We start from the raw sequence: 23491 nt of genomic DNA, 5'->3' as shown, positions 1-23491 counted from the left end.
CTTTTTTATGATTTGTTTATGTGTCATCCCCTGCCCATCGCCGACAAATAGCCCCTCACCAGACCAGCCAGGACAATAACACTCGCCCACTAACCACGGAGTTAACCGGATGAGTGATTTTCACCACGGCGTGCAGGTGCTTGAGATTAACGACGGCACCCGCGTCATTTCCACTGTCGCAACCGCAATCGTCGGCATGGTCTGCACGGCCAGCGATGCAGATGCCGCGACATTCCCCCTCAACGAGCCGGTACTGATTACCAATGTGCAGAGCGCCATTGCGAAAGCCGGTAAAAAAGGCACGTTGTCTGCCTCCCTGCAGGCTATTGCCGACCAGTCGAAACCTGTCACCGTTGTCGTGCGTGTTGCCGAAGGTACCGGAGAAGACGCAGAAGCGCAGACCATTTCTAACATCATCGGCGGCACGGATGAGAACGGTAAATACACCGGTATCAAGGCACTGTTGACTGCCGAAGCTGTCACCGGCGTTAAGCCGCGCATTCTCGGTGTGCCGGGTCTCGATACGCAGGAAGTCGCAACCGCACTTGCCTCGGTCTGTATCAGCCTGCGCGCCTTTGGCTATGTCAGCGCATGGGGCTGTAAGACAATTTCCGAGGCGATGGCTTATCGCGAGAATTTCAGTCAGCGCGAGCTGATGGTCATCTGGCCTGACTTCCTCGCATGGGACACCACCACGAACACCACCGCAACAGCCTACGCCACCGCGCGCGCACTCGGCCTGCGCGCCTACATCGACCAGACTGTCGGCTGGCATAAAACCCTGTCTAACGTCGGCGTGCAGGGTGTCACCGGCATCAGTGCGTCAGTCTTTTGGGATTTGCAGGCATCCGGCACCGATGCTGACCTGCTCAACGAGGCCGGGGTCACGACGCTGGTGCGTAAAGATGGTTTCCGCTTTTGGGGTAACCGCACCTGCTCTGATGACCCGCTGTTCCTGTTTGAGAACTACACCCGCACCGCGCAGGTGCTGGCCGACACGATGGCCGAGGCGCACATGTGGGCGGTCGATAAGCCCATCACCGCATCGCTCATCCGTGACATTGTCGACGGCATTAATGCCAAATTCCGCGAGCTGAAATCTAACGGCTACATCGTGGACGGCGAATGCTGGTTCGACGAGGAATCGAACGATAAGGAAACCCTCAAGGCCGGGAAACTGTATATCGACTACGACTATACGCCGGTTCCACCACTGGAAAGCCTGACCCTGCGCCAGCGTATCACCGATAAATATCTGGTGAATCTGGCTGAATCGGTCAACAGCTAAGGAGCCTGAAACAACATGGCACTACCCCGCAAACTCAAATACCTGAACATGTTCAATGACGGCCTCAGCTACATGGGCGTTGTTGAATCCGTGACGCTACCGAAGCTGACCCGCAAGCTCGAAAACTATCGCGGCGGCGGTATGAACGGCGCGGCGGCTATTGACCTCGGCCTCGACGATGATGCGCTCACCGTCGAATGGTCTGTCGGTGGTCTGCCAGATGTGGCGCTGTGGGCGCAGTATGCCGCGCCGGGTGCTGACGCTGTGCCGCTGCGTTTTGCTGGATCCTACCAGCGCGACGACACCGGCGAAATCATCGCGGTCGAGGTGGTCATGCGTGGCCGTCATAAGGAAATCGACGGCGGCGAAAATAAGCAGGGTGAAAACACCTCGACCAAACTGTCGACCGTTTGCACCTATTACCGCCTGACGATTGATGGTAGCGACGTCATCGAAATCGACACCGTCAACATGGTCGAGAAGGTGAACGGCATCGACCGTCTGGAACAGCACCGCCGCGCAATCGGGCTGTAATTCCCTGACCGGCCAGCATGGCTGGCCGGTTATTAATCCCCTTTCAGAGCAGAGAAAAAATCATGGCTAAAGCACCACGTAAACCCGCTGAATTTGTTGATACGGCTGGCAATGAAATTGACACCGTAAACCCGAACGTCGTGACCCTCGACAAGCCGATTAAGCGCTCCGGTCAGACGATTGATAAAGTCACCCTGATTGAGCCGAACGCCGGTACCCTGCGCGGTGTCAGTCTGGCGGCGGTGGCGCAGTCTGAGGTCGATGCGCTGATTAAAGTCCTGCCCCGCATGACCTATCCCGCGCTCACCACGCAGGAACTGACCGCGATGAACCTGCCCGATATGCTGTCGCTGGCCGCTAAGGTGATTGGTTTTTTGTCACCGGCTTCGGCGGAGTAGATTTCCCGCCCGACCTGTCGACCGATGACCTGATGGCGGATATCGCGGTGATATTCCACTGGCCGCCATCAGAGCTCTATTCCCTGAGCCTGACCGAGCTCATCACATGGCGCGAAAAGGCGCTACAGCGTAGCGGAAACCACAATGAGTAATAATCTGAGGCTTGAGGTATTGCTGAAAGCGGTCGACCAGGCGACCCGACCGCTTAAATCCATCCAGAATGCGAGTAAAACCCTCTCGGGTGATATTCGCGACACACAAAAGGGACTGCGTGACCTGAATGGTCAGGCATCGAAAATCGACGGCTTTCGTAAGGCAAGCGCGCAACTGGCCGTAACCGGGCAGGCTCTTGATAAGGCGAAACGCGAAGCCGGTGAGCTGGCCGTGCAGTTTAAAAACACCACCAGTCCGACCCGGGCGCAGGCGCAGGCACTCGAAGCAGCAAAGCGTGCCGCCTCTGAGCTGCAAACGAAATACAACAGCCTTAGAACGTCGGTACAGCGACAACGCTCCGAGCTGATGCAGGCCGGTATTAATACCCGCACCCTGTCTGCCGATGAGCGTCGGCTCAAAACCTCTATCAGCGAAACGACGGCACAGCTTAACCGCCAGCGTGAGGCACTGGCGCGCGTCAGTGCACAGCAGGCGAAATTAGGCCGGGTGAAAGAGCGATATAAATCAGGCAAGGAGCTTGCCGGTAATGCGGCGGCGGCTGGTGCTGCCGGGGTCGGTATCGCGACAGCGGGAACGATGGCCGGGGTTAAGCTGATGACACCGGGTTACGACTTCTCTTTAAAAAACTCTGAGTTGCAAGCGGTGCTCGGCGTGGCGAAAGACTCCGCAGAAATGATGGCTTTAAAGAAACAAGCCAGACAGCTTGGTGACAATACCGCTGCATCTTCCGACGATGCGGCAGGCGCTCAGATTATCATCGCGAAAGCGGGCGGTGATGCTGCAGCAATCCAAGCAGCTACCCCCGTAACGTTAAATATGGCGCTAGCCAACCGCCAGACGATGGAAGAAAACGCAAAGCTGCTTCTCGGTACCAAAAACGCCTTTCAGCTTTCGAATGATAAAGTTGCTCACATTGGCGATGTACTGTCGGCGACAATGAATAAATCAGCAGCTGATTTTCAGGGGTTAAGTGACGCCCTGACTTATTTAGCGCCCGTAGCCAAAACGGCGGGGGTGAGCCTTGAGGAAGCGGCGGCGGTTACTGGAGTATTACACGATAACACCATTACTGGGTCAATGGCTGGCACAGGTGGCTCCGCTGTGGTGAGCAGATTACAAGCCCCTACAGGTAAGGCATGGACAGCGCTTAAAGAATTAGGTGTAAAAACATCTGATAGCAAAGGAAATATGCGCCCACTATTTACCATTTTAAAAGAAATTCAGAAGAGTTTTGATAAGCATAAACTCGGAACTAGCCAGAAAGGCGAATACCTGAAAACTATATTTGGGGAGGAAGCACTTAAATCCTCAAGCGTACTCTTAGAAGCGGCGGCGAGTGGAAAATTAGATAAACTGGCGGCGACCCTTAAAGCCTCAGACGGTAAAACTGAGGAACTGGTAAAGATTATGCAAGATAACCTCGGGGGCGATTTTAAAGAATTCCAATCCGCTTATGAGGCGGTAGGAACCGACCTATACGACCAGCAAGATAGCTCACTACGCAAGCTCACTCAAACCGCCACACAGTATGTGTTAAAACTCGACAACTGGATCAAGGATAACAAGGAATTAGCGGAAACTATCGGCATCATCGCCGGTGGCGCACTGGCTCTGATTGGTATCATCGGCGGCATCGGCCTCGTTGCGTGGCCGGTTGTCATGGGGATTAACGCCATTATCGCCGCTGCAGGCGTGCTGGGTACGGTCTTTAGTGTCGTTGGCAGTGCAATTGTGACCGCGCTCGGCGCGATTACTTGGCCGATTGTTGCAATCGGTGTGGCAATTGTGGCCGGGGCGCTACTCATTCGTAAATATTGGGAGCCAATCAGCGCGTTTTTTTCTGGTGTTGTCGAGGGGCTGAAAAGTGCATTTGCACCTGTCACTGAGCTATTTGCACCGTTAAAGCCTGTTTTTGACTGGCTTGGCGATAAGCTAAAAGCAGCGTGGCAATGGTTCAAAGACCTCATTGAACCTGTGCACTCAACGAAAGAAACCCTTGATAGCTGCAAAAATGCAGGTGTCGCATTTGGACAGGCGCTGGTAGATGCTTTCATGGCGCCAGTAAAAGCATTTAACACGCTGCGTACTGGGGTCGACTGGCTTCTCGAAAAACTCGGCGTTATCAATAAAGAATCGGACAACCTCGACCAGACTGCCGCCAAAACTAACGCCGCTACAAAAGGTAATCCCTACATCCCAGCAACCAGCACATATGGCGGCTATCAGGCTTATCAGCCAGTTACCGCACCGGCTGGCCGTACCTATGTTGACCAGAGCAGCCCAACCTATCAAATCAACCTGCCGGGTAATGGGGCTCCGGGCGGTCAGCTAGGGAATCAGTTGCAGGATGCATTAGAAAAATATGAACGTGAAAAGCGAGCGAAAGCCCGCGCCAGCATGATGCACGATTAAGGAGGCTGATTATGATGCTTGCTCTTGGCATGTTTGTATTTGAACGTCGCACCCTGCCTTATCAGTCGATGCAACACTCTAAAGATTACCGCTGGGCGTCTAATGACAGAGTGGGTAAACCGCCTGCGTATCAGTTTCTCGGTGAGGGGGAAAACGCGATCCAGCTTGCCGGTACGCTTTACCCTGCTATTACCGGCGGTCGTATATCCCTGCTTGCTGTTGAGCTGATGGCCGACGAGGGCAGAGCATGGCCGCTTATTGAGGGAACCGGCAATATCTTCGGGATGTATATCGTCGATAAGGTGTCGACCACGCATACCGAATTTTTCAGCGACGGCGCGGCCAGAAAGATTGATTTCACCCTTTCGCTGAAACGGGTCGATGAATCACTGACGGCAATGTTTGGCGACCTGAATAAGCAGGCCAGCGAGCTTCTCGGCTCTGCCGGTAATCTGACTGATAAGCTGCAGGGTGCGCTCGGAGGGCTGACCGCATGATTACGGGCATGACCATTGACGCCGGTACCAGCCTTGCACCGGCATTTATGCTGACGCTGAACAGTCAGGACATTACCAGCAATTTTAGTGACCGGCTGATTTCTCTCACCATGACCGACAACAGGGGCTTTGAGGCTGACCAGCTCGACATTGAGCTCGATGACACCGACGGCAAAGTCGAGTTACCCCTGCGCGGGGCTGTGCTGACGCTGTGGCTTGGCTGGCAGGGTTCGGCGCTACTGAATAAGGGCGATTTCACTGTCGATGAGATTGAGCATCGGGGCGCGCCTGATACCCTGACCATTCGGGCGCGTAGTGCAGATTTTCGCGGAACGCTCAATTCACGGCGTGAGGAGTCATGGCACGACACCACCATCGGTGAGCTAGTCAGCACCATTGCAAAGCGCAATAAACTGACGGCCAGTGTCGCGGATTCACTAAAAAAAATACCGGTGCCGCATATCGACCAGTCGCAGGAGTCCGACGCCGTATTTCTGACCCGGCTGGCTGACCGCAACGGGGCGGCGGTGTCAGTGAAAGCGGGGAAACTCCTGTTTCTGAAAGCCGGTAGTGCGATGACGGCCAGCGGTAAACCCGTCCCACAAATGACGCTGACCCGCAGCGATGGCGACCGTCACCAGTTTGCCATTGCCGACCGTGGGGCTTATACCGGCGTAACGGCAAAATGGTTGCACACCAAAGACCCGAAGCCGCAAAAGCAGAAAGTAACACTGAAACGTAAGCCAAAAGAGAAGCACCTGCGCGCACTGGAGCACCCGAAAGCAAAGCCGGTTAGCAAAAAGACAAAGGCCAAAAAAGAGCCGGAGGCGCGCGAGGGTGAGTATATGGCCGGTGAGGCAGATAACGTGCTGGCGCTGACGACTGTCTACGCTTCTAAGGCGCAGGCGATGCGCGCCGCTCAGGCTAAGTGGGATAAGCTGCAGCGAGGCGTTGCGGAGTTTTCAATTACGCTGGCTCTCGGTCGAGCTGACTTGTTCCCTGAGACGCCGGTGCGCGTATCAGGCTTTAAGCGCGTCATAGACGAGCAATCTTGGCTAATCAGTAAGGTAACGCACAATCTGAGTAATAGCGGCTTCACGACGGGTTTAGAGCTTGAGGTTAAGCTTTCTGACGTGGAATACAGTTCGGAGGAAAGCGAGTAGCTAAAAAGCAAACCTTAACTTGCAAATGCAAATTGAAAGTATATTATTCCCTCAGACACGCCAGCAGGGGAAAAATTATGATGCATTGCCCGTTATGCCAGAACGCCGCTCATGCTCGCACTAGCAGATACCTTAGTACCGAAACGAAAGAGCGTTATCATCAGTGCCAAAACATTAATTGTGGCTGTACATTTATAACTTTTGAGACGCTATCGAGATTCATCATGAAACCGGGAGCTGTTGAGCCTGCCCCGCCCCACCCTGTAAGAAACCAGCAACAGCAACTTTGGCTTTAAACCTGCTTCGGCAGGTTTTTTTTACTTCTGCCGCCATCAAGTAAAACTCCGTCGCCAATTTGCCGCCATCGCCAATAAAAAAGGGGTTAGCATTACGCTAACCCCTTGTTTTCTACAAGCTTTCGGATGTTGCGAAAGCGCGTTATTAGTTCAGACGCTCTTTAATACGAGCAGACTTACCAGTACGCTCACGCAGGTAGTACAGTTTAGCTTTACGTACAGCACCACGACGTTTAACAGCAATGCTGTCAACTACCGGAGAGTGAGTCTGGAAGACACGCTCAACGCCTTCGCCGTTGGAAATTTTACGAACAGTGAATGCAGAGTGCAGACCGCGGTTACGAATAGCGATAACCACGCCCTCGAATGCCTGCAGACGTTTTTTGGAACCTTCAACAACCCATACTTTCACTTCCACGGTGTCACCTGGACGGAAGGAAGGTACGTCCTGCTTCATCTGCTCTTGTTCAAGTTGCTTAATAATGTTGCTCATAATTTAATCTCTTATCCTGGGTAAACTGATATTCGGGAGCGTATTACGCATTCCCATCATGTTCATGCTGCTGTTGCGCGTGTTCAGTTTTGAACTCGGCCAGCAACTTTGCTTGCTCTTCAGTCAGAGCCAGGTTTTCCAGAAGTTCAGGTCTTCTAAGCCAGGTTCGGCCCAGCGACTGCTTCAAACGCCAGCGACGTATCCCGGCATGGTTTCCAGACAGTAACACTGCCGGTACTTCCATCCCTTCTAACACTTCAGGACGAGTATAGTGTGGGCAGTCCAGCAATCCATCAGCAAAGGAATCTTCCGTTGCCGAAGCTTCGTGACCCAGAACCCCCGGAATGAACCGGGCGACGGAGTCAATCAGCGTCATTGCGGGTAACTCACCACCGCTGAGAACGTAATCGCCGATAGACCATTCTTCGTCAATCTCGGTTTGAATTACGCGCTCATCTATCCCTTCGTAGCGCCCACAGACCAGAATCAGCTTTTGATTCGTCGCCAGTTCGCTCACGCCCGCTTGATCAAGCTTGCGTCCCTGAGGTGACAGATAAATCACCTTTGCGCCTTCACCTGCCGCGGCTTTTGCTGTGTGAATGGCGTCCCGTAAGGGTTGCACCATCATTAACATCCCCGGTCCGCCACCGTAAGGACGATCGTCCACGGTACGGTGCCGGTCATGAGTAAAGTCACGAGGACTCCAGCTCTGGATGCTCAGCAGGCCATTCTTTACTGCCCGGCCAGTTACCCCGTAATCGGTAATCGCGCGGAACATTTCAGGAAACAGGCTAATTATGCCAATCCACATAGCGCCGTCTTTTACCGTTTATCCGGAGAATTTAAAAACCAGGATCCCAATCTACTTCAATGGTTTGAGTAGTGAGATCGACTTTCTTGATAACCTGTCCATCGAGGAACGGAACCAACCGCTCCTTGATGCCAAATGCATCTTTCAGGTTTGCCTTGATGACGAGAACGTCATTTGACCCGGTTTCCATCATATCGATGACTTTCCCCAGGCTGTAGCCTTCGGTGGTAACGACCTGGCAACCCATAAGGTCTTTCCAGTAGTAGTCACCCTCTTCCAGCGCCGGCAACTGCGACGAATCCACGACAATTTCACAATTAGTCAGCGCATTCGCGGCATCACGATCATCAACGCCTTTCAGCTTGATGATGATGTCCTGATTGTGGTGACGCCAGCTTTCCAGCTCGACCTCTTCCCACTTACCGCCTTTCTGGATAAACCAGGGCTGGTAATTAAAAATGCTATCAGCGTCTTCAGTGGAGGAAAACACTCTGAGCCAACCACGGATACCGTAGCAAGAACCCATTTTTCCCAATACGATCGGTTCAACAGGTGCTTTATTGCTCATCATGACCACCGTGACAGATTAAGCTGCTTTGTTTGCTGCTTTGATCAGCGTAGCAACGCGATCGGAAACAGTAGCGCCCTGGCCAACCCAGTGAGCGATACGATCCAGATCCAGACGAGTTTCTTCTTCTGCGCCAGCGGCCAGTGGGTTGAAGAAACCAACGCGCTCGATGAAGCGACCGTTGCGTGCATTACGGCTGTCAGTCACAACAACCTGGTAGAACGGACGCTTTTTAGCGCCGTGACGTGCTAAACGAATAGTTACCATAACATCCTCTTGTGTGAATAAAACAACCGGGCCCCATCGAGGAACGGAGCCCGGGTGTCATATTAAAAGCCCGAAAATTTTACTCATTTTCGGGCAAAAAGCAATCTCAAAAGCGATTAACGCCCTGGAAAACCGGGAGGCATCATCCCTTTCATCCCGCGCATCATCTTCGCCATGCCGCCTTTCTTCATTTTCTTCATCATGCGCTGCATGTCGTCGAACTGTTTCAGAAGGCGGTTAACGTCCTGCACCTGCATGCCACAACCGGCTGCGATACGGCGTTTACGGGAACCTTTGATGATATCCGGGTTAGCACGTTCTTTAAGGGTCATCGAGTTGATGATCGCCTCCATACGCACCAGCACCTTGTCATCCATCTGCGCTTTCACATTGTCAGGGATCTGGCCCATGCCCGGCAGTTTGCCCATCAGGCTGGCCATGCCGCCCATGTTTTTCATCTGACGCAGTTGCTCAAGGAAGTCGGTCAGATCGAAACCGTCGCCTTTTTTCAGCTTGCTCGCCAGCTTTTCAGCCTGCGCGCGGTCAACCTTGCTCTCGATATCTTCGATCAGCGACAGCACGTCACCCATGCCGAGAATACGGGAGGCAATACGATCCGGATGGAACGGCTCCAGCGCTTCAGTTTTTTCGCCCACGCCGAGGAATTTAATCGGCTTACCGGTGATATGACGAATCGAGAGGGCTGCACCGCCACGGGCGTCACCGTCCACTTTGGTCAGCACTACACCGGTTAACGGCAGCGCTTCATTAAACGCTTTCGCGGTATTTGCCGCATCCTGACCGGTCATGGCGTCGACAACAAACAGGGTTTCTACCGGATTGATAGAGGCATGCACCTGCTTGATTTCGTCCATCATCGCTTCGTCAACGTGCAGACGACCGGCGGTATCCACCAGCAGCACGTCGTAGAATTTCAGCTTCGCTTCTTTCAGCGCGGCATTAACGATGTCGACAGGTTTCTGAGCCACGTCTGACGGGAAGAAATCCACGCCAACCTGCTCTGCCAGCGTTTCCAGCTGTTTGATCGCCGCCGGGCGATAAACGTCCGCAGACACCACCAGCACTTTCTTCTTGTGCTTCTCGCGCAGGAATTTACCCAGCTTACCGACGCTGGTCGTTTTACCCGCACCCTGCAGACCCGCCATCAGCACCACGGCCGGTGGCTGAGCCGCCAGGTTAAGCACCTGGTTCTCTTCACCCATCGCCGAAACCAGTTCGTTACGAACGATTTTGACGAACTCCTGACCCGGGGTCAGGCTCTTGTTAACTTCATGACCAACCGCTTTCTCTTTAACGCGGTTGATAAAATCACGCACAACCGGCAACGCCACGTCTGCTTCCAGCAGCGCCATGCGCACTTCGCGCAGCGTTTCCTTGATGTTGTCTTCGGTAAGGCGTCCTCGGCCGCTGATGTTGCGCAGCGTGCGCGACAAACGATCGGTTAAATTATCAAACATTGTCTCTCGCCTGAGTAGAAACGTTGGGCCGCCATGAGCGACACATACACAGAATTTTGCCGGAGTATAACATGAAGGCGCCTTTGTTGTTATGCAACGGTTGGAGCAGGCGTCACGTAACGTTATACTGCTTCTCTTTCTTATTAAGACAACTGTCGATGCCTATATGCCTGTTTTCGCACTGATCGCCCTTGTTGCCTACTCTGTCAGTCTCGCGCTGATCATTCCCGGACTGCTGCAAAAAAACAGCGGCTGGCGGCGCATGGCTATTCTTTCCGCGGTGATCGCACTGATAAGCCACGCCTTTGCGCTGGAATCACGCATCATTCCCGGCGACGGAAGCGTGCAAAACCTGAGCGTCCTCAACGTCGGCTCGCTGGTCAGCCTGATGATTTGCACGGTGATGACCATTGTGGCCTCTAAGAATCGCGGCTGGTTACTGCTACCGATTGTCTATACCTTTGCGCTGATCAATCTGGCTTTAGCCACCTTTATGCCCAATGAGTTCATTACGCATCTGGAGGCGACACCGGGTATGCTGGTGCATATTGGCCTGTCGCTTTTTGCCTACGCGACGCTGATTATCGCCGCGCTCTACGCCATGCAGCTCGCCTGGATTGACTACCAGCTCAAAAACAAAAAGCTGGCGTTTAACCACGAGATGCCGCCGCTGATGGTCATTGAACGTAAAATGTTCCACATCACCCAGGTGGGCGTGGTTCTGCTGACGCTCACGCTCTGCACGGGCCTGTTCTACATGAAAAACCTGTTCAGCGTGGAGAATATCGATAAAGCGGTACTCTCTATCGTTGCGTGGTTTGTCTATATTGTCCTGCTCTGGGGCCATTATCATGAAGGCTGGCGCGGTCGTCGCGTGGTCTGGTTCAACGTCGCGGGTGCGGGCATTCTCACCCTTGCCTATTTTGGCAGCCGCTTCATACAGCAATTTGCTGGCTAAGAAACAAAGGAGTTCCCCCTGGAACACATCTCTACCACCACGCTGATCGTTACGCTGATCGTCATGGTGGTCATCTCCGCCTATTTCTCTGGCTCGGAAACCGGCATGATGACCTTAAACCGCTACCGGTTACGTCATCGTGCTAAGCAAGGTAACCGGGCTGCCCGTCGCGTCGAAAAACTGCTCCGCAAGCCGGATCGCCTGATAAGCCTGGTGCTCATCGGCAATAACCTCGTCAACATTCTTGCCTCTGCGCTGGGTACCATCGTCGGGATGCGCCTGTACGGCAATGCCGGGGTGGCGATTGCCACCGGCGTGCTGACGTTCGTGGTGCTGGTGTTTGCCGAAGTGCTACCGAAAACCATCGCTGCGCTTTACCCTGAGAAAGTCGCCTACCCGAGCAGCTTCCTGCTGGCACCGCTGCTGATCCTGATGATGCCGCTGGTCTGGCTGCTGAACATGGTGACGCGCCTGCTGATGCGGATGGTGGGTATCAAAGCAGACGTCACCATCAGCAGCGCGCTCAGCAAAGACGAACTGCGCACCATCGTGAATGAATCCCGTTCACAGATCTCCCGACGTAATCAGGACATGCTCCTGTCGGTGCTGGATCTGGAGAAGGTGAGCGTGAACGACATCATGGTGCCGCGTAACGAAATCGTGGGTATCGACATCAATGACGACTGGAAAGCCATCGTCCGCCAGCTGACGCACTCCCCGCACGGGCGCATTGTGCTGTATCGCGACTCTCTCGATGACGCCATCAGCATGCTGCGCGTGCGCGAAGCTTACCGCCTGATGACCGAGAAAAAAGAGTTCACAAAAGAGGTGATGCTGCGTGCCGCCGACGAAATTTACTACGTGCCGGAAGGCACCCCGCTCAGCACACAGCTGGTGAAATTCCAGCGTAACAAGAAGAAAGTCGGCCTGGTGGTTGATGAGTACGGCGATATTCAGGGGCTGGTGACGGTCGAAGATATTCTGGAAGAGATTGTCGGGGACTTTACCACCTCAATGTCTCCTTCTCTTGCGGAAGAAGTGACCCCACAAAACGACGGCTCGGTGCTGATTGACGGTAGCGCCAACATTCGCGAACTCAACAAAGCCTTTAACTGGCATTTACCGGAAGATGAAGCGCGAACCATGAATGGCATGATTCTGGAAGCACTGGAAGAAATCCCGGCTGCGGGCACGCGGGTGCGAATTGAACAGTACGATATTGATATCCTGGACGTGCAGGACAACATGATTAAGCAGGTGAAAGTCCTTCCCGTTAAACCCCTGCGCGAAAGTATCGCGGAATAATGTTGTAGTGCCGGGCAAGGCGAAACCACCGCCCGGCACTAGAGGGCGGCAAATTACGCTTTCGCTTTCGCCACGGTCACCATCGCTGCGCGAATGGTACGGCCGTTCAGGGTGTAACCTTTCTGCATCACGCCCAGCACTTTACCGGCTTCCACCTCTTCGGACTCCACCATCGCAATCGCCTGGTGAACGTTTGGATCCAGCGGAACGTTGGTATCGGCAATCACTTCCACGCCAAACTTACGCACCACGTCGAGCATGGATTTCAGCGTCAGTTCGATACCTTCGATCATCGCCGCGTTGTCCGGATTCGCTTTATCCGCTACTTCCAGCGCGCGATCGAGGCTATCAATCACCGGCAGCAGTTCGTTGACGAATTTCTCCAGCGCAAATTTATGCGCTTTTTCAACGTCCAGTTCGGTACGACGACGCAGGTTTTCCATTTCAGCCTTGATGCGCAGAACACCATCGCGTTCGCGATTCTGTGCTTCTACCAGCTGGGCTTCCAGATTCGCAATTTTTTCATCGCGCGGGTCCACCTGCTCAGCAGATGCGTCTGGCTCTACAGCCTCAACTTCATCGTGCTGTTCCGTGATAATTTCTTCAGGGGCTTGCCCCTCAGGCGTTTTCTGTTCTTTACTACTCATGAATTTCTCCGCGTTTTTCTGCATTCATCTCGCTAACTTCGCTTATTATGGGGATCAGTTTCCGGGATTCAAGGGAACAAGACAGATTGTCATCATTCATCAGGCACAAGGACCTCCAGAAAATGAATAATCATTTCAGGTGTATTGGGATCGTCGGGCATCCGCGTCACCCTACCGCATTGACGACACATGAAATGTTGTATCGCTGGCTGTGTAGCAAAGGCTATGAAGTGATGGTTGAGCAGCAGATTGCACAGGAGCTGCAGCTGAAGAGCGTCAAGACCGGCACGCTGGCGGAAATAGGCCAACAGGCGGATCTCGCCGTGGTGGTCGGCGGTGACGGCAACATGCTCGGCGCGGCCCGCACGCTGGCGCGTTATGACATCAAGGTCATCGGCATCAACCGTGGCAATCTCGGTTTTTTAACTGACCTCGACCCGGATAATGCCCAGCAACAGTTGGCTGACGTTCTGGAAGGCCACTATATCAGCGAAAAACGCTTCTTACTGGAAGCGCAGGTATGCCAGCAGGACTGCCAGAAGCGCATCAGCACCGCGATTAACGAGGTGGTCCTTCACCCCGGTAAAGTGGCGCACATGATCGAGTTCGAAGTCTATATCGACGAAATCTTTGCCTTCTCCCAGCGTTCTGACGGGCTGATTATCTCCACCCCGACCGGCTCAACCGCCTACTCGCTTTCTGCCGGTGGCCCGATCCTGACCCCTTCCCTGGACGCCATTACGCTGGTGCCAATGTTTCCGCACACGCTTTCCGCCCGTCCGCTGGTCATCAACGGTGACAGCACCATTCGTCTGCGCTTCTCCCACCGTCGAAATGACCTGGAGATCAGCTGTGACAGCCAGATAGCGCTGCCGATTCAGGAAGGGGAAGACGTGCTGATTCGTCGGTGTGATTACCACCTGAATCTCATTCACCCGAAAGACTACAGCTATTTCAACACATTAAGCTCGAAGCTTGGCTGGTCAAAAAAATTGTTCTGATTTTGCATCCAGCGCTTTACTGTATATAAAACCAGTTTATACTGTATGAAAACACAGTTATGGTTTTTCATACAGGAAAACAATTATGCTGGCACAACTGACCATCAGCAACTTTGCCATTGTTCGTGAGCTTGAGATCGACTTCCACAGCGGCATGACGGCGATCACCGGGGAAACCGGTGCGGGTAAATCCATTGCCATTGATGCCCTCGGCTTGTGCCTTGGCGGCCGTGCCGAGGGAGACATGGTGCGCATGGGCGCAAACCGTGCCGATCTCTGTGCCCGCTTCTCCCTGAAAGACACCCCTGCCGCCCAGCGCTGGCTGGAACAGAACCAGCTTGAAGATGGACGTGAGTGTTTACTTCGCCGCGTGATCAGCAGCGACGGTCGTTCACGTGGCTTTATCAACGGTACGGCGGTTCCGCTCTCCCAGCTCCGCGAGCTCGGCCAGTTGCTTATCCAGATCCACGGCCAGCACGCACATCAGCAACTCGTCAAACCAGAACAGCAGAAAGCCCTGCTTGATGGCTATGCGGGTGAGTACGCGCTTACTCAGCTTATGGCAGAACACTATCGCCAGTGGCATCAAAGCTGCCGTGAGCTTGCCCAGCACCAGCAGCAAAGCCAGGAGCGCGCAGCACGCGCCGAGCTTTTGGAATACCAGTTAAAAGAGTTGAACGAATTCAACCCGCAGGCGGGTGAGTTTGAGCAAATCGACGAAGAGTACAAGCGTCTGGCCAACAGCGGTCACCTGCTTTCAACCAGTCAGAACGCCCTCAACATGCTTGCGGATGGCGAAGACGTGAACCTGCAAAGCCAGCTGTATAACGTTCGTCAACTGGTCACCGAACTGGCTGGCATGGACAGCAAACTTTCTGGCGTACTGGATATGCTGGAAGAGGCCGCGATTCAGATTTCAGAAGCCGGTGATGAATTGCGCCACTACTGTGAACGTCTGGATCTCGACCCGAACCGTCTGTTTGAGCTGGAACAACGCATCTCCCGTCAGATCTCACTGGCCCGTAAGCACCACGTTACGCCGGAAGAACTGCCAAATTACTATCAGTCTCTGCTGGAAGAACAGCAGCAGCTTGACGATCAGGCTGACTCGCAGGAAACCCTCTCTCTGGCGGTGAGCCTGCATCATGAACAGGCGCTGGCAACAGCGAAACAACTGCATGAGATTCGAGTGCACTATGCCCAGGAGTTAAGTCAGCACATCACCGACAGTATGCACACGCTGGCGATGCCGCACGGCGTGTTTACGATCGATGTCCGCTTTGAAGAGAATGCGCTGACGGCTGAAGGTGCGGATCGTATCGAGTTCCGCGTCACCACTAACCCCGGTCAGCCGCTGCAGGCCATCTCCAAAGTGGCGTCCGGCGGTGAGCTGTCGCGTATCGCACTGGCGATTCAGGTGATTACCGCGCGTAAAATGGAAACCCCGGCGCTGATTTTCGATGAAGTGGATGTTGGGATCAGCGGTCCAACGGCGGCGGTAGTCGGTAAGCTGCTGCGTCAGTTAGGTGAATCAACACAAGTCATGTGTGTTACCCACCTTCCGCAGGTGGCTGGCTGTGGTCACCATCACTTTATCGTCAGTAAAGAAACCGACGGTGAAATGACGGAAACGCACATGAAACCGCTCGATAAACGTGCGCGTCTGCAGGAGCTGGCTCGTCTGCTTGGCGGCAGTGAAGTCACGCGTAATACGCTCGCAAACGCGAAAGAACTGCTGGCGGCATAAACTTTTTCGGGATCTCAGGGTCATAGAGAACAACAAAAACGCCGCCAGACCGGTTTCAAAGTGGGGCAAGGTCTATTATCATCGGCATATTACATATGAGCCGCGTTCTGCTCGGGCCCGAAAAGGAATCAAATCACTATGCGTTGTAAAATGCTGACCGCTGCCGCAGCGGTTCTTCTGATGTTGACCGCAGGCTGTTCCACTCTGGAGAAAGTGGTTTACCGTCCTGACATCAACCAGGGGAACTACCTTACCCCTAACGATGTGTCCAAAATCCGTGTGGGGATGACACAACAGCAGGTCGCTTATGCACTGGGAACCCCGATGATGTCCGATCCGTTCGGCACAAACACCTGGTTCTATGTATTCCGTCAGCAACCGGGCCACGAAGATGTGACCCAGCAAACCCTGACGCTGACCTTCAGCAGCGCTGGTGTGTTGACCAACATCGACAACAAGCCTGCCCTGACCAAATAATCAGGCGTCAGAAATGCAAAAAGGTGCTCAATGAGCACCTTTTTTGTTTCTGAATTCTTGCACAGAGACGTAGCGCTCCGGTACGCGTCAGCGCCACCGGGGAAGAAAGCGCTACTTAGCCGCTTTCTCCGCACGCTGACGACGCAGCTCTTTCGGGTCAGCAATCAACGGACGATAAATCTCCACCCGGTCACCTTCTTTCAGCACATCACCCAGCTTAACCGGGCGGCTGTAAATCCCGACTTTATTCTTCGCCAGGTTAATATCACTGCGAAGCTCAAGAATGCCGGAAGCGCGGATAGCCATCTCAACAGTCGCGCCCTCTTCCAGCGTTACACGTTGCAGATACTGCTTCTCCGGCAGCGCGTACACCACTTCCACAGCAATCTTATGCGACACTGTAAACCTCTTTGGCGCGGGTGGTGAACGCCTGAACCATATTAGAAGCCAGCTCTTTAAAGATACGACCAAACGCCAGCTCAATCAGTTTATTCGTAAACTCAAAGTCCAGATGGAACTCGATGCGACAGGCGTCAGCGCTCAGGGGCGTAAACTTCCAGCCTCCCATCAGCGTTTTAAACGGACCATCCACCAGATGCATCAAAATACTCTGATTACTCGTCAGCGTATTACGCGTGGTGAACGTCTTGCTGATCCCCGCTTTGGAGACATCCACCGCTGCGGTCATCTGCGTTGGACCAGACTCCAGAACACGGCTTCCGGTACATCCAGGAATAAACGCTGGATAAGACTGAACATCGTTCACTAACTGATACATTTGTTCCGCGCTGTAAGGCACAAGCGCAGTACGGCTAATCTGAGGCATAGCATTTCCCATGGTCACACAACGGACAAATAATAACATTTATCACCTGTTAAAAAAACGCTAAGCCTCATCTCGTGCTAAGATAGCGCGTTAGACCTCACAGGACGCAATGAGGTGACTTTTTGAAATCAGATTACCGACGGCTTTACGACACTTATGACGAAGAAAAAAGCACATAAACCAGGCTCGGCGACCATTGCGCTCAACAAGCGTGCTCGCCATGAGTATTTCATTGAAGAAGAATTCGAAGCTGGCCTTGCGTTGCAGGGCTGGGAAGTAAAATCGCTGCGCGCCGGGAAAGCCAACATCGGCGATAGCTACGTGATCCTGAAAGATGGTGAAGCCTTCCTGTTCGGGGCGAACTTTACGCCGCTGACTGTCGCCTCTTCGCACTATGTTTGTGACCCAACACGCACACGTAAACTGCTGCTGAACAAGCGCGAGCTGGAATCCCTCTACGGTCGCATCAACCGTGAAGGCTTCACCGTGGTTGCTCTGTCGCTGTACTGGAAAAATGCCTGGTGCAAAGTGAAAGTTGGCGTTGCGAAGGGTAAAAAACAGCACGATAAACGTACGGACCTGAAAGAGCGCGAGTGGCAGCTCGACAAAGCGCGCATCATGAAAAATGCAGGGCGTTGATTCTGCACACTTATTGTACTATTCAATAAGTTAGCGTTCTGGGCTGGTATCCAGGAAGTGAAATCTGGTATACTGAGTTCAACACTATTGGGGCTGATTCTGGATTCGACGGGATTTGCGAAACCCAAGGTGCATGCCGAGGGGCGGTTTGCCTCGTTAAAAGCCGCAAAAAAATAGTCGCAAACGACGAAAACTACGCTTTAGCAGCTTAATAACCTGCTCTGAGCCCTCTCTCCCTAGCTTCCGCTCTTAAGACGGGGATCAAAGAGAGGTCAAACCCAAAAGAGATCGCGTGGAAGCCCTGCCTGGGGTTGAAGCGTTAAAACTAATCAGGCTAGTTCGTTAGTGGCGTGTCTGTCCGCAGCTGGCGTGCGAATGTAAAGACAAACTAAGCATGTAGTACCGAGGATGTAGAAATTTCGGACGCGGGTTCAACTCCCGCCAGCTCCACCAATTTTTGATATATTGAAGTTCAGTGAAGTCTATCAAGCCCGCATGGAACCAGCCTTGCGGGCTTTTTTACGTCTATAGTAGTCTACCGAGAATTGCTAGAATCTACTCGTTATGGCACCCTTTTTGGGACCCAACACAAAGGGTCCAAAACATGAGGGTCCCAAACATGGCAAAAATCGCTAAGAAGCTCACTGACACTGAAATCAAAAGCACCAAACCTGCCGAGAAAGAGGTTAACCTTTTTGACGGCGATGGTTTGCTCCTGCGAATCGCCCCCTTAGCGAAGGGAGGAAAGAAAAATTGGTATTTCAGATATGCAGTGCCTGTGACCAAAAAGCGAACTAAGGTGAGCTTAGGAACCTATCCTCACCTTACACTTGCGAAGGCACGAGCTTTACGTGATGAGTACTTGTCGTTGCTTTCAAATGGTATAGACCCACAAGTTCATAACACCCACAAAGCCAATGCCCTTAAGGATGCAACGGAACATACATTTCAAGCAGTAGCCAAGAAGTGGCTTGATGAGAAAGTCAAAACGTCAGGCATCTCCCAGGATCATGCTAACGACATCTGGCGAAGCCTAGAGAGAAATATCTTTCCAACGTTGGGTGATACCCCCATTAAGGAGATTCGCCCTAAAATGCTTAAACAGCATTTAGACCCCATAGAAAAACGAGGTGTCCTTGAAACACTTCGCCGCATCATATCCCGCCTGAATGAAATTTTCCGCTATGCAGCAACAGAAGAACTCATAGAATTCAATCCGGCTGACAACCTGGGGCAACGGTTCAGCAAGCCAAAAAAACAGAATATGCCAGCATTACCCCCTTCCGAACTCCCCCGCTTCCTGGTTGCTCTAAACAATGCTTCTATCCGTTTAGAAACAAGGCTACTGATTGAGTGGCAACTTCTCACATGGGTTCGCCCTGGTGAAGCTGTTCGCACAAGATGGTCAGATATTGATATAGAAACCGGCATGTGGAACATCCCGGCGGAGTTTATGAAAATGAAGAAGCCTCACAAAGTCCCACTGAGCAAAGAAGCTTTGCGAGTCTTGGATTCAATGAAAGCCATCAGCGGGCATAGAGAGTGGGTTTTTCCCAGTATCAAAGCTCCACTCAATCACATGCATGAACAAACAGCTAATGCGGCTATAATCCGTATGGGCTTCGGAGGTGAGCTTGTAGCTCATGGTATGCGATCAATCGCTAGAACGGCTGCTGAGGAGTGTGGCAAGTTTAGAACTGATGTCTTAGAAGCCGCCCTTGCCCATTCGAAAAAAGATGAAATAATTGCAGCCTACAATCGTGCAGAGTATCTCACAGAACGTGTGGTTCTCATGCAATGGTGGAGTGACTATGTTTCGTCTCAAAAATACAAAGTTATTGCCGCATAACTCTTCCATGATGGGTTAACTATCTTGATTTATTTGAAGAATTAAGGATCACACCATTAACCTATGTGGACTAAGCATAGCCATTTACAAATGGGTACCTTGAGGCCACATAACGAAAGCTGTCGGTCATATCAGCTAAATAATTCACATCTCTTCTCGATTATCATACACCTCGAAGATCTACCAAATTCGCTCTAATCAATGATAAAACAGTTGAATTCGGTTAAAATTTGATCAATTTTATCCTCTACATTGTATTGAATCATCCATGAGGTTTTGTGCATGGCTAGCGGAAATGAAAAAAATCATAGAGTTAGGGTCGCACAGTACTTGAGAATGTCTACCGACCATCAGCAATATTCTTTACATAATCAGTCCGAATATATAAAAGATTATGCTGAAAAGAACAATATGGAAATCGCTTATACCTACGATGATGCAGGTAAGAGCGGAGTCAGTATCGTAGGCAGGCATTCATTGCAGCAGTTACTTAGCGATGTAGAACAAAAGAAAATAGATATACAGGCTGTATTATTTTATGATGTGAGCCGTTTTGGTCGTTTTCAAAATAGTGATGAAGCTGCATATTATTCCTTTCTATTTGAAAGAAATGGTGTAAATCTTATATATTGTTCCGAACCTATACCCACTAAAGATTTCCCTTTAGAGTCCTCTGTTATACTGAATATAAAAAGATCAAGTGCTGCATATCACAGCAGGAATTTATCTGAAAAGGTATTTATAGGGCAAGTAAATTTAATAAAGCTTGGTTATCATCAAGGCGGTATGGCTGGTTATGGGCTGAGACGTCTTTTAGTAGACGAAAATGGCATAGCTAAAGAAATATTGAATTTCCGCAAAAGAAAGAGTATTCAAACAGATAGGGTAATATTAATTCCGGGACCAAAAAATGAAATAAAAATTGTAAATAGAATCTATGATCTCTTTATAGATAGTAACGTCCCAGAATTCATTATTGCTGAGAGATTAAATGAACAGAGCATACCTGCAGAAAATGGAACATCATGGACTCGTGCAAAAATACATCAAATTTTGACAAATGAAAAATATATTGGAAACAACATATATAACAAAACCTCATCTAAACTAAAAAGTAGGCTTGTAAAAAACCCCAAACATGAATGGATTAGATGTGACAAGGCATATAAACCTATTATTTCAAAGAAAAAATATAATAAAGCTCAAGAAATAATTCAGCTCCGATCCATTCATTTGACTAATGAAGATCTATTAGAAAAGCTAAAAGAAAAATTAGAATCTAATGGAAAACTATCAGGCTTTATCATTGATGAAGATGATACAGGCCCTTCATCTTCTGTTTATAGAACCCGATTTGGTGGTCTTTTAAGAGCATATACTTTGATTGGTTATAAGCCAGAACATGATTACAGCTATCTCCAAATAAATGAAGCACTAAGATCATTTTACTCAGAAATAATTGAGGATTTTAAGGGCGAAATATTAAAAAGTAACTGTCATATAGACGAGTATAAATATTCCCCAATGCTTTACATCAATGATGAGTTTTTAATTTCCGTCCTTGTTACTAAATGCATACATATGAAATCAGGTAAACTTAGATGGAAAGTCCGGTTTGATAACTCACAGAAAGCAGACATAACAATTGTTATACGAATGAATTCACAAAACATTTCACCTCTTGATTTTTATATCATACCAAAGTTTGAAAACGAATATAGTAAAATGTGTATGATGGAAACAAACAACATTCGGTTAGATCTCTATAGATTTGATAATCTTGATAAATTTCTACAAATTATTACTCGCATGAAAGTGAGGGAACTATATGCTGCCTGAAAAAAATGAATTCCCAATAATTCAAATTGAGATTGCAAAAATAAAATTTCTTAACCCACGAACAAGAAATAAGGTAGTGCATGAAGAAATAAAGGAAAGCATAAAAAAAAGAGGATTAAGCAAGCCTATAAGCGTAAGAGCTATTGATGAAGACGATTTCAAATATGCTTTAATTTGTGGTCAAGGGAGAATAGAGGCTCTTGTTGCATTAGGTGAAACTATTATTCCAGCAATTATAAGAGATGTATCAGAAGAAGATGCTTACGTTATGAGTTTAGTTGAAAACATTGCAAGGAGAAGACCACGTTCTAATGAGTTATTACAGGTGATTAAAGACATGAAAATCAGAGGACTTTCCGACTCCGAAATAAGTGAGATTACTGGATATTCATCGAACTGGGTGAGCAGTATTAATATGCTTCTTGATAAGGGAGAGCATAAACTTCTCTCAGCAGTCGAACGGGGTAATTTGCCTCTGTATCTCGCAGTGCAATTTGCAAGATGTGAAACTGAGGAAGCACAAGATATTCTTACCGAAGCATATGATAAAAAATTAATAAAAAGTCGGGACATTATAAAGATAAAATACATTCTAAATCAAAGAACAGTTGGGAATAAAGGTGCAAAAGCAGCCGGATTTTATTATCACAAACCATCAAAAAGGATGACTGCAGAGGAGTTGATTGAGCTTTATGAAAATAGTATCGCTGAACATAAATCTGTTTATAACAACTCGAAATTTATAAAAACCAATCTACTAATAGTAAATGAGATTTTTAACATCATAATGATGAATAAAAGCTTTCAAAATATACTTGAACAAGAGAATCTTTCAGAACTACCATCTCAGATATTAAACCCAGTAAACAAAGAGGTATCAAAATGATTCAGATACGTTTTGGTGAAAATTTTATTTACCTGGAAACTAATAAGTTAATTCCATCTAAGGAATTATTAGAAAACGTAAAGCGAAGCCATAAATATCATCAAATAGTTACCTCTATCGAAAGCTTGGGTATTATTGAACCAATAATAGTATTCTATGACAAAGATAAAGATGTCACTAAGATACTTGATGGCCATTTAAGGGTTGAGGCTTTAAAAGACTTAGGTATAGAAAAAGCTCCATGTATACTTTCGAGCATAGATGATGCTTTCACTCCTAACAAACAAGTGAATCATATAAATGTAGTTGAAGAACATAGAATGATAATTAAGTCTCTGGCAAAAGTATCAATTGAAAAACTTAGTGCTGCTTTGGGCATATCTGTTGATGCCATAAAAGATAAAGCTAATGTGATGAACGGCATAGATCCAAGTGTAATTGCGAAACTTTCTGATAAACCTATACCTAAGGCTACATTTGACGTTTTGAGGAAAATGAAGCCAATTCGTCAAATTGAAGCAGTCGGTACAATGATTAATTTTGATAATTATAGTAAAAAATTTGCAATGAGCATCTTGGATGCAACACCGTCATCGATGATAGTAAATAAAGGGAAAAACACTCCCTATAAAAAGGACATAAAAAAAACCATACTTCGTCTGGAACAAGAAATGGCAACAACTTCGGAAGAAACAAAAAAACTTCAAACCGAGTATGGTTCAGATATGTTGAAATTCGTTATAATCCAGTCATATATTAATAAATTACTTGGCAACTCTAAAGTTCTTCATTGGTTCTTAGAAAACGAGGTTGATTATCTTAATGAGTTAAAAAGAATTTCTAGAATAAATTCTTTGGATGATAAGACTCTTACTGAAAACAGCCAGTCATAGTCATGGTTTTATATAGCCTAAATAAACCAAGAAGTATACTTACAC

Annotated in this window: 26 protein-coding genes and 1 other RNA gene; 19 read left to right on the top strand and 8 right to left on the bottom strand. The window is 49.8% G+C overall.

Annotation, left to right across the window (positions count from 1 at the left end; all coding sequences use genetic code 11):
- Positions 1-109 precede the first annotated feature (109 nt).
- From AC0XWG_RS12550 to AC0XWG_RS12515, 8 genes are all read left to right on the top strand, one after another.
- On the top strand, positions 110-1288 hold the full coding sequence (locus tag AC0XWG_RS12550; protein ID WP_264110723.1) for a phage tail sheath subtilisin-like domain-containing protein: 1179 nt from the start codon (positions 110-112) through the stop codon (positions 1286-1288).
- Between the two features lie 15 nt (positions 1289-1303).
- Complete coding sequence (locus tag AC0XWG_RS12545; RefSeq protein WP_475680621.1) at positions 1304-1822, top strand: phage major tail tube protein; 519 nt, start codon at positions 1304-1306, stop codon at positions 1820-1822.
- A gap of 62 nt (positions 1823-1884) precedes the next feature.
- The gene (locus AC0XWG_RS12540; protein WP_063408335.1) at positions 1885-2220 is read left to right on the top strand and encodes a phage tail assembly protein; all 336 of its coding nucleotides are present in this window, start codon (positions 1885-1887) and stop codon (positions 2218-2220) included.
- A 32-nt stretch (positions 2221-2252) separates the two neighbouring features.
- Positions 2253-2372, top strand: a complete 120-nt coding sequence (locus tag AC0XWG_RS12535) for a GpE family phage tail protein (RefSeq protein WP_000763323.1) — start codon at positions 2253-2255, stop codon at positions 2370-2372.
- The gene (locus AC0XWG_RS12530) at positions 2365-4806 is read left to right on the top strand and encodes a phage tail tape measure protein (protein ID WP_063408336.1); all 2442 of its coding nucleotides are present in this window, start codon (positions 2365-2367) and stop codon (positions 4804-4806) included. The genes AC0XWG_RS12535 and AC0XWG_RS12530 overlap by 8 nt, the downstream gene beginning before the upstream one ends.
- An 11-nt stretch (positions 4807-4817) precedes the next feature.
- Entirely contained in the window at positions 4818-5303 is a 486-nt protein-coding gene (locus tag AC0XWG_RS12525; RefSeq protein WP_063408337.1) for a phage tail protein, read from the top strand.
- Entirely contained in the window at positions 5300-6466 is a 1167-nt protein-coding gene (locus tag AC0XWG_RS12520) for a phage late control D family protein (RefSeq protein ID WP_063408338.1), read from the top strand. Before AC0XWG_RS12525 ends, AC0XWG_RS12520 begins: the two co-directional genes overlap by 4 nt.
- 77 nt (positions 6467-6543) lie before the next feature.
- Positions 6544-6762: a DNA-binding transcriptional regulator gene (locus AC0XWG_RS12515; protein WP_072056585.1), complete on the top strand. Its 219-nt coding sequence runs from the start codon at positions 6544-6546 to the stop codon at positions 6760-6762.
- Between the two features lie 145 nt (positions 6763-6907).
- Here the strand turns inward: AC0XWG_RS12515 and rplS are convergent, their stop codons facing one another.
- The 5 genes from rplS to ffh all read right to left on the bottom strand — a co-directional run bounded on the left by rplS (position 6908) and on the right by ffh (position 10379).
- Entirely contained in the window at positions 6908-7255 is a 348-nt protein-coding gene (gene rplS / locus AC0XWG_RS12510) for a 50S ribosomal protein L19 (RefSeq protein ID WP_002914145.1), read from the bottom strand.
- A gap of 43 nt (positions 7256-7298) precedes the next feature.
- The gene (gene trmD / locus AC0XWG_RS12505) at positions 7299-8066 is read right to left on the bottom strand and encodes a tRNA (guanosine(37)-N1)-methyltransferase TrmD (RefSeq protein ID WP_028016734.1); all 768 of its coding nucleotides are present in this window, start codon (positions 8064-8066) and stop codon (positions 7299-7301) included.
- Between the two features lie 31 nt (positions 8067-8097).
- Positions 8098-8637, bottom strand: coding sequence for a ribosome maturation factor RimM (gene rimM / locus AC0XWG_RS12500; RefSeq protein WP_049007936.1), 540 nt, complete (start codon positions 8635-8637; stop codon positions 8098-8100).
- Positions 8638-8652: 15 nt separating this feature from the next.
- Positions 8653-8901, bottom strand: coding sequence for a 30S ribosomal protein S16 (rpsP, locus tag AC0XWG_RS12495; RefSeq protein WP_003863133.1), 249 nt, complete (start codon positions 8899-8901; stop codon positions 8653-8655).
- A gap of 116 nt (positions 8902-9017) precedes the next feature.
- A complete protein-coding gene (gene ffh, locus AC0XWG_RS12490) occupies positions 9018-10379 on the bottom strand; it encodes a signal recognition particle protein (protein ID WP_008502496.1) in 1362 nt (453 codons plus the stop codon).
- A 166-nt stretch (positions 10380-10545) separates the two neighbouring features.
- Between ffh and AC0XWG_RS12485 the strand changes: the two genes are divergently transcribed.
- Both AC0XWG_RS12485 and AC0XWG_RS12480 read left to right on the top strand, forming a co-directional pair.
- On the top strand, positions 10546-11337 hold the full coding sequence (locus tag AC0XWG_RS12485) for a cytochrome C assembly family protein (RefSeq protein WP_032666789.1): 792 nt from the start codon (positions 10546-10548) through the stop codon (positions 11335-11337).
- 18 nt (positions 11338-11355) lie between these two features.
- Complete coding sequence (locus AC0XWG_RS12480) at positions 11356-12642, top strand: HlyC/CorC family transporter (protein ID WP_028016737.1); 1287 nt, start codon at positions 11356-11358, stop codon at positions 12640-12642.
- Positions 12643-12695: 53 nt separating this feature from the next.
- Here AC0XWG_RS12480 and grpE read toward each other — a convergent pair whose 3' ends face one another.
- Positions 12696-13289 carry a nucleotide exchange factor GrpE gene (grpE, locus tag AC0XWG_RS12475; protein ID WP_032666780.1) on the bottom strand — a complete coding sequence of 198 codons (594 nt, stop codon included), beginning with the start codon at positions 13287-13289 and terminating at the stop codon, positions 12696-12698.
- Positions 13290-13411: 122 nt separating this feature from the next.
- On the opposite strand from grpE, the gene nadK reads away from it, so the two are divergent.
- The 3 genes from nadK (at position 13412) to bamE (ending at position 16514) form a co-directional block, all read left to right on the top strand.
- A complete protein-coding gene (nadK, locus tag AC0XWG_RS12470; RefSeq protein ID WP_008502500.1) occupies positions 13412-14290 on the top strand; it encodes an NAD(+) kinase in 879 nt (292 codons plus the stop codon).
- Positions 14291-14375: 85 nt separating this feature from the next.
- Positions 14376-16037 carry a DNA repair protein RecN gene (recN, locus tag AC0XWG_RS12465; RefSeq protein WP_128348895.1) on the top strand — a complete coding sequence of 554 codons (1662 nt, stop codon included), beginning with the start codon at positions 14376-14378 and terminating at the stop codon, positions 16035-16037.
- 138 nt (positions 16038-16175) lie between these two features.
- Complete coding sequence (gene bamE, locus AC0XWG_RS12460; RefSeq protein WP_014884883.1) at positions 16176-16514, top strand: outer membrane protein assembly factor BamE; 339 nt, start codon at positions 16176-16178, stop codon at positions 16512-16514.
- A 111-nt stretch (positions 16515-16625) separates the two neighbouring features.
- Here the strand turns inward: bamE and AC0XWG_RS12455 are convergent, their stop codons facing one another.
- Positions 16626-16913 (bottom strand): RnfH family protein, encoded by a 288-nt coding sequence (locus AC0XWG_RS12455; protein WP_128348897.1) that lies wholly within the window; start codon positions 16911-16913, stop codon positions 16626-16628.
- Complete coding sequence (locus tag AC0XWG_RS12450) at positions 16903-17340, bottom strand: type II toxin-antitoxin system RatA family toxin (protein ID WP_195757727.1); 438 nt, start codon at positions 17338-17340, stop codon at positions 16903-16905. The genes AC0XWG_RS12455 and AC0XWG_RS12450 overlap by 11 nt, the downstream gene beginning before the upstream one ends.
- A 156-nt stretch (positions 17341-17496) precedes the next feature.
- On the opposite strand from AC0XWG_RS12450, the gene smpB reads away from it, so the two are divergent.
- The 6 genes from smpB to AC0XWG_RS12420 all read left to right on the top strand — a co-directional run bounded on the left by smpB (position 17497) and on the right by AC0XWG_RS12420 (position 23446).
- Positions 17497-17979 (top strand): SsrA-binding protein SmpB, encoded by a 483-nt coding sequence (smpB, locus tag AC0XWG_RS12445; RefSeq protein WP_008502505.1) that lies wholly within the window; start codon positions 17497-17499, stop codon positions 17977-17979.
- An 89-nt stretch (positions 17980-18068) separates the two neighbouring features.
- Positions 18069-18432, top strand: a transfer-messenger RNA (tmRNA) gene (gene ssrA, locus AC0XWG_RS12440).
- Positions 18433-18598: 166 nt separating this feature from the next.
- Positions 18599-19828, top strand: a complete 1230-nt coding sequence (locus tag AC0XWG_RS12435; protein ID WP_008502506.1) for an integrase domain-containing protein — start codon at positions 18599-18601, stop codon at positions 19826-19828.
- A gap of 282 nt (positions 19829-20110) precedes the next feature.
- Positions 20111-21667 carry a recombinase family protein gene (locus AC0XWG_RS12430; protein ID WP_008502507.1) on the top strand — a complete coding sequence of 519 codons (1557 nt, stop codon included), beginning with the start codon at positions 20111-20113 and terminating at the stop codon, positions 21665-21667.
- Positions 21657-22553: a ParB/RepB/Spo0J family partition protein gene (locus AC0XWG_RS12425; protein WP_008502508.1), complete on the top strand. Its 897-nt coding sequence runs from the start codon at positions 21657-21659 to the stop codon at positions 22551-22553. Before AC0XWG_RS12430 ends, AC0XWG_RS12425 begins: the two co-directional genes overlap by 11 nt.
- Positions 22550-23446 carry a ParB/RepB/Spo0J family partition protein gene (locus tag AC0XWG_RS12420; protein WP_008502509.1) on the top strand — a complete coding sequence of 299 codons (897 nt, stop codon included), beginning with the start codon at positions 22550-22552 and terminating at the stop codon, positions 23444-23446. The genes AC0XWG_RS12425 and AC0XWG_RS12420 overlap by 4 nt, the downstream gene beginning before the upstream one ends.
- The last annotated feature ends 45 nt before the right edge of the window (positions 23447-23491 follow it).

This window comes from Enterobacter sp. DVT3837, from assembly GCF_056238685.1.
This window is presented reverse-complemented; position numbering and strand designations above follow the sequence as displayed.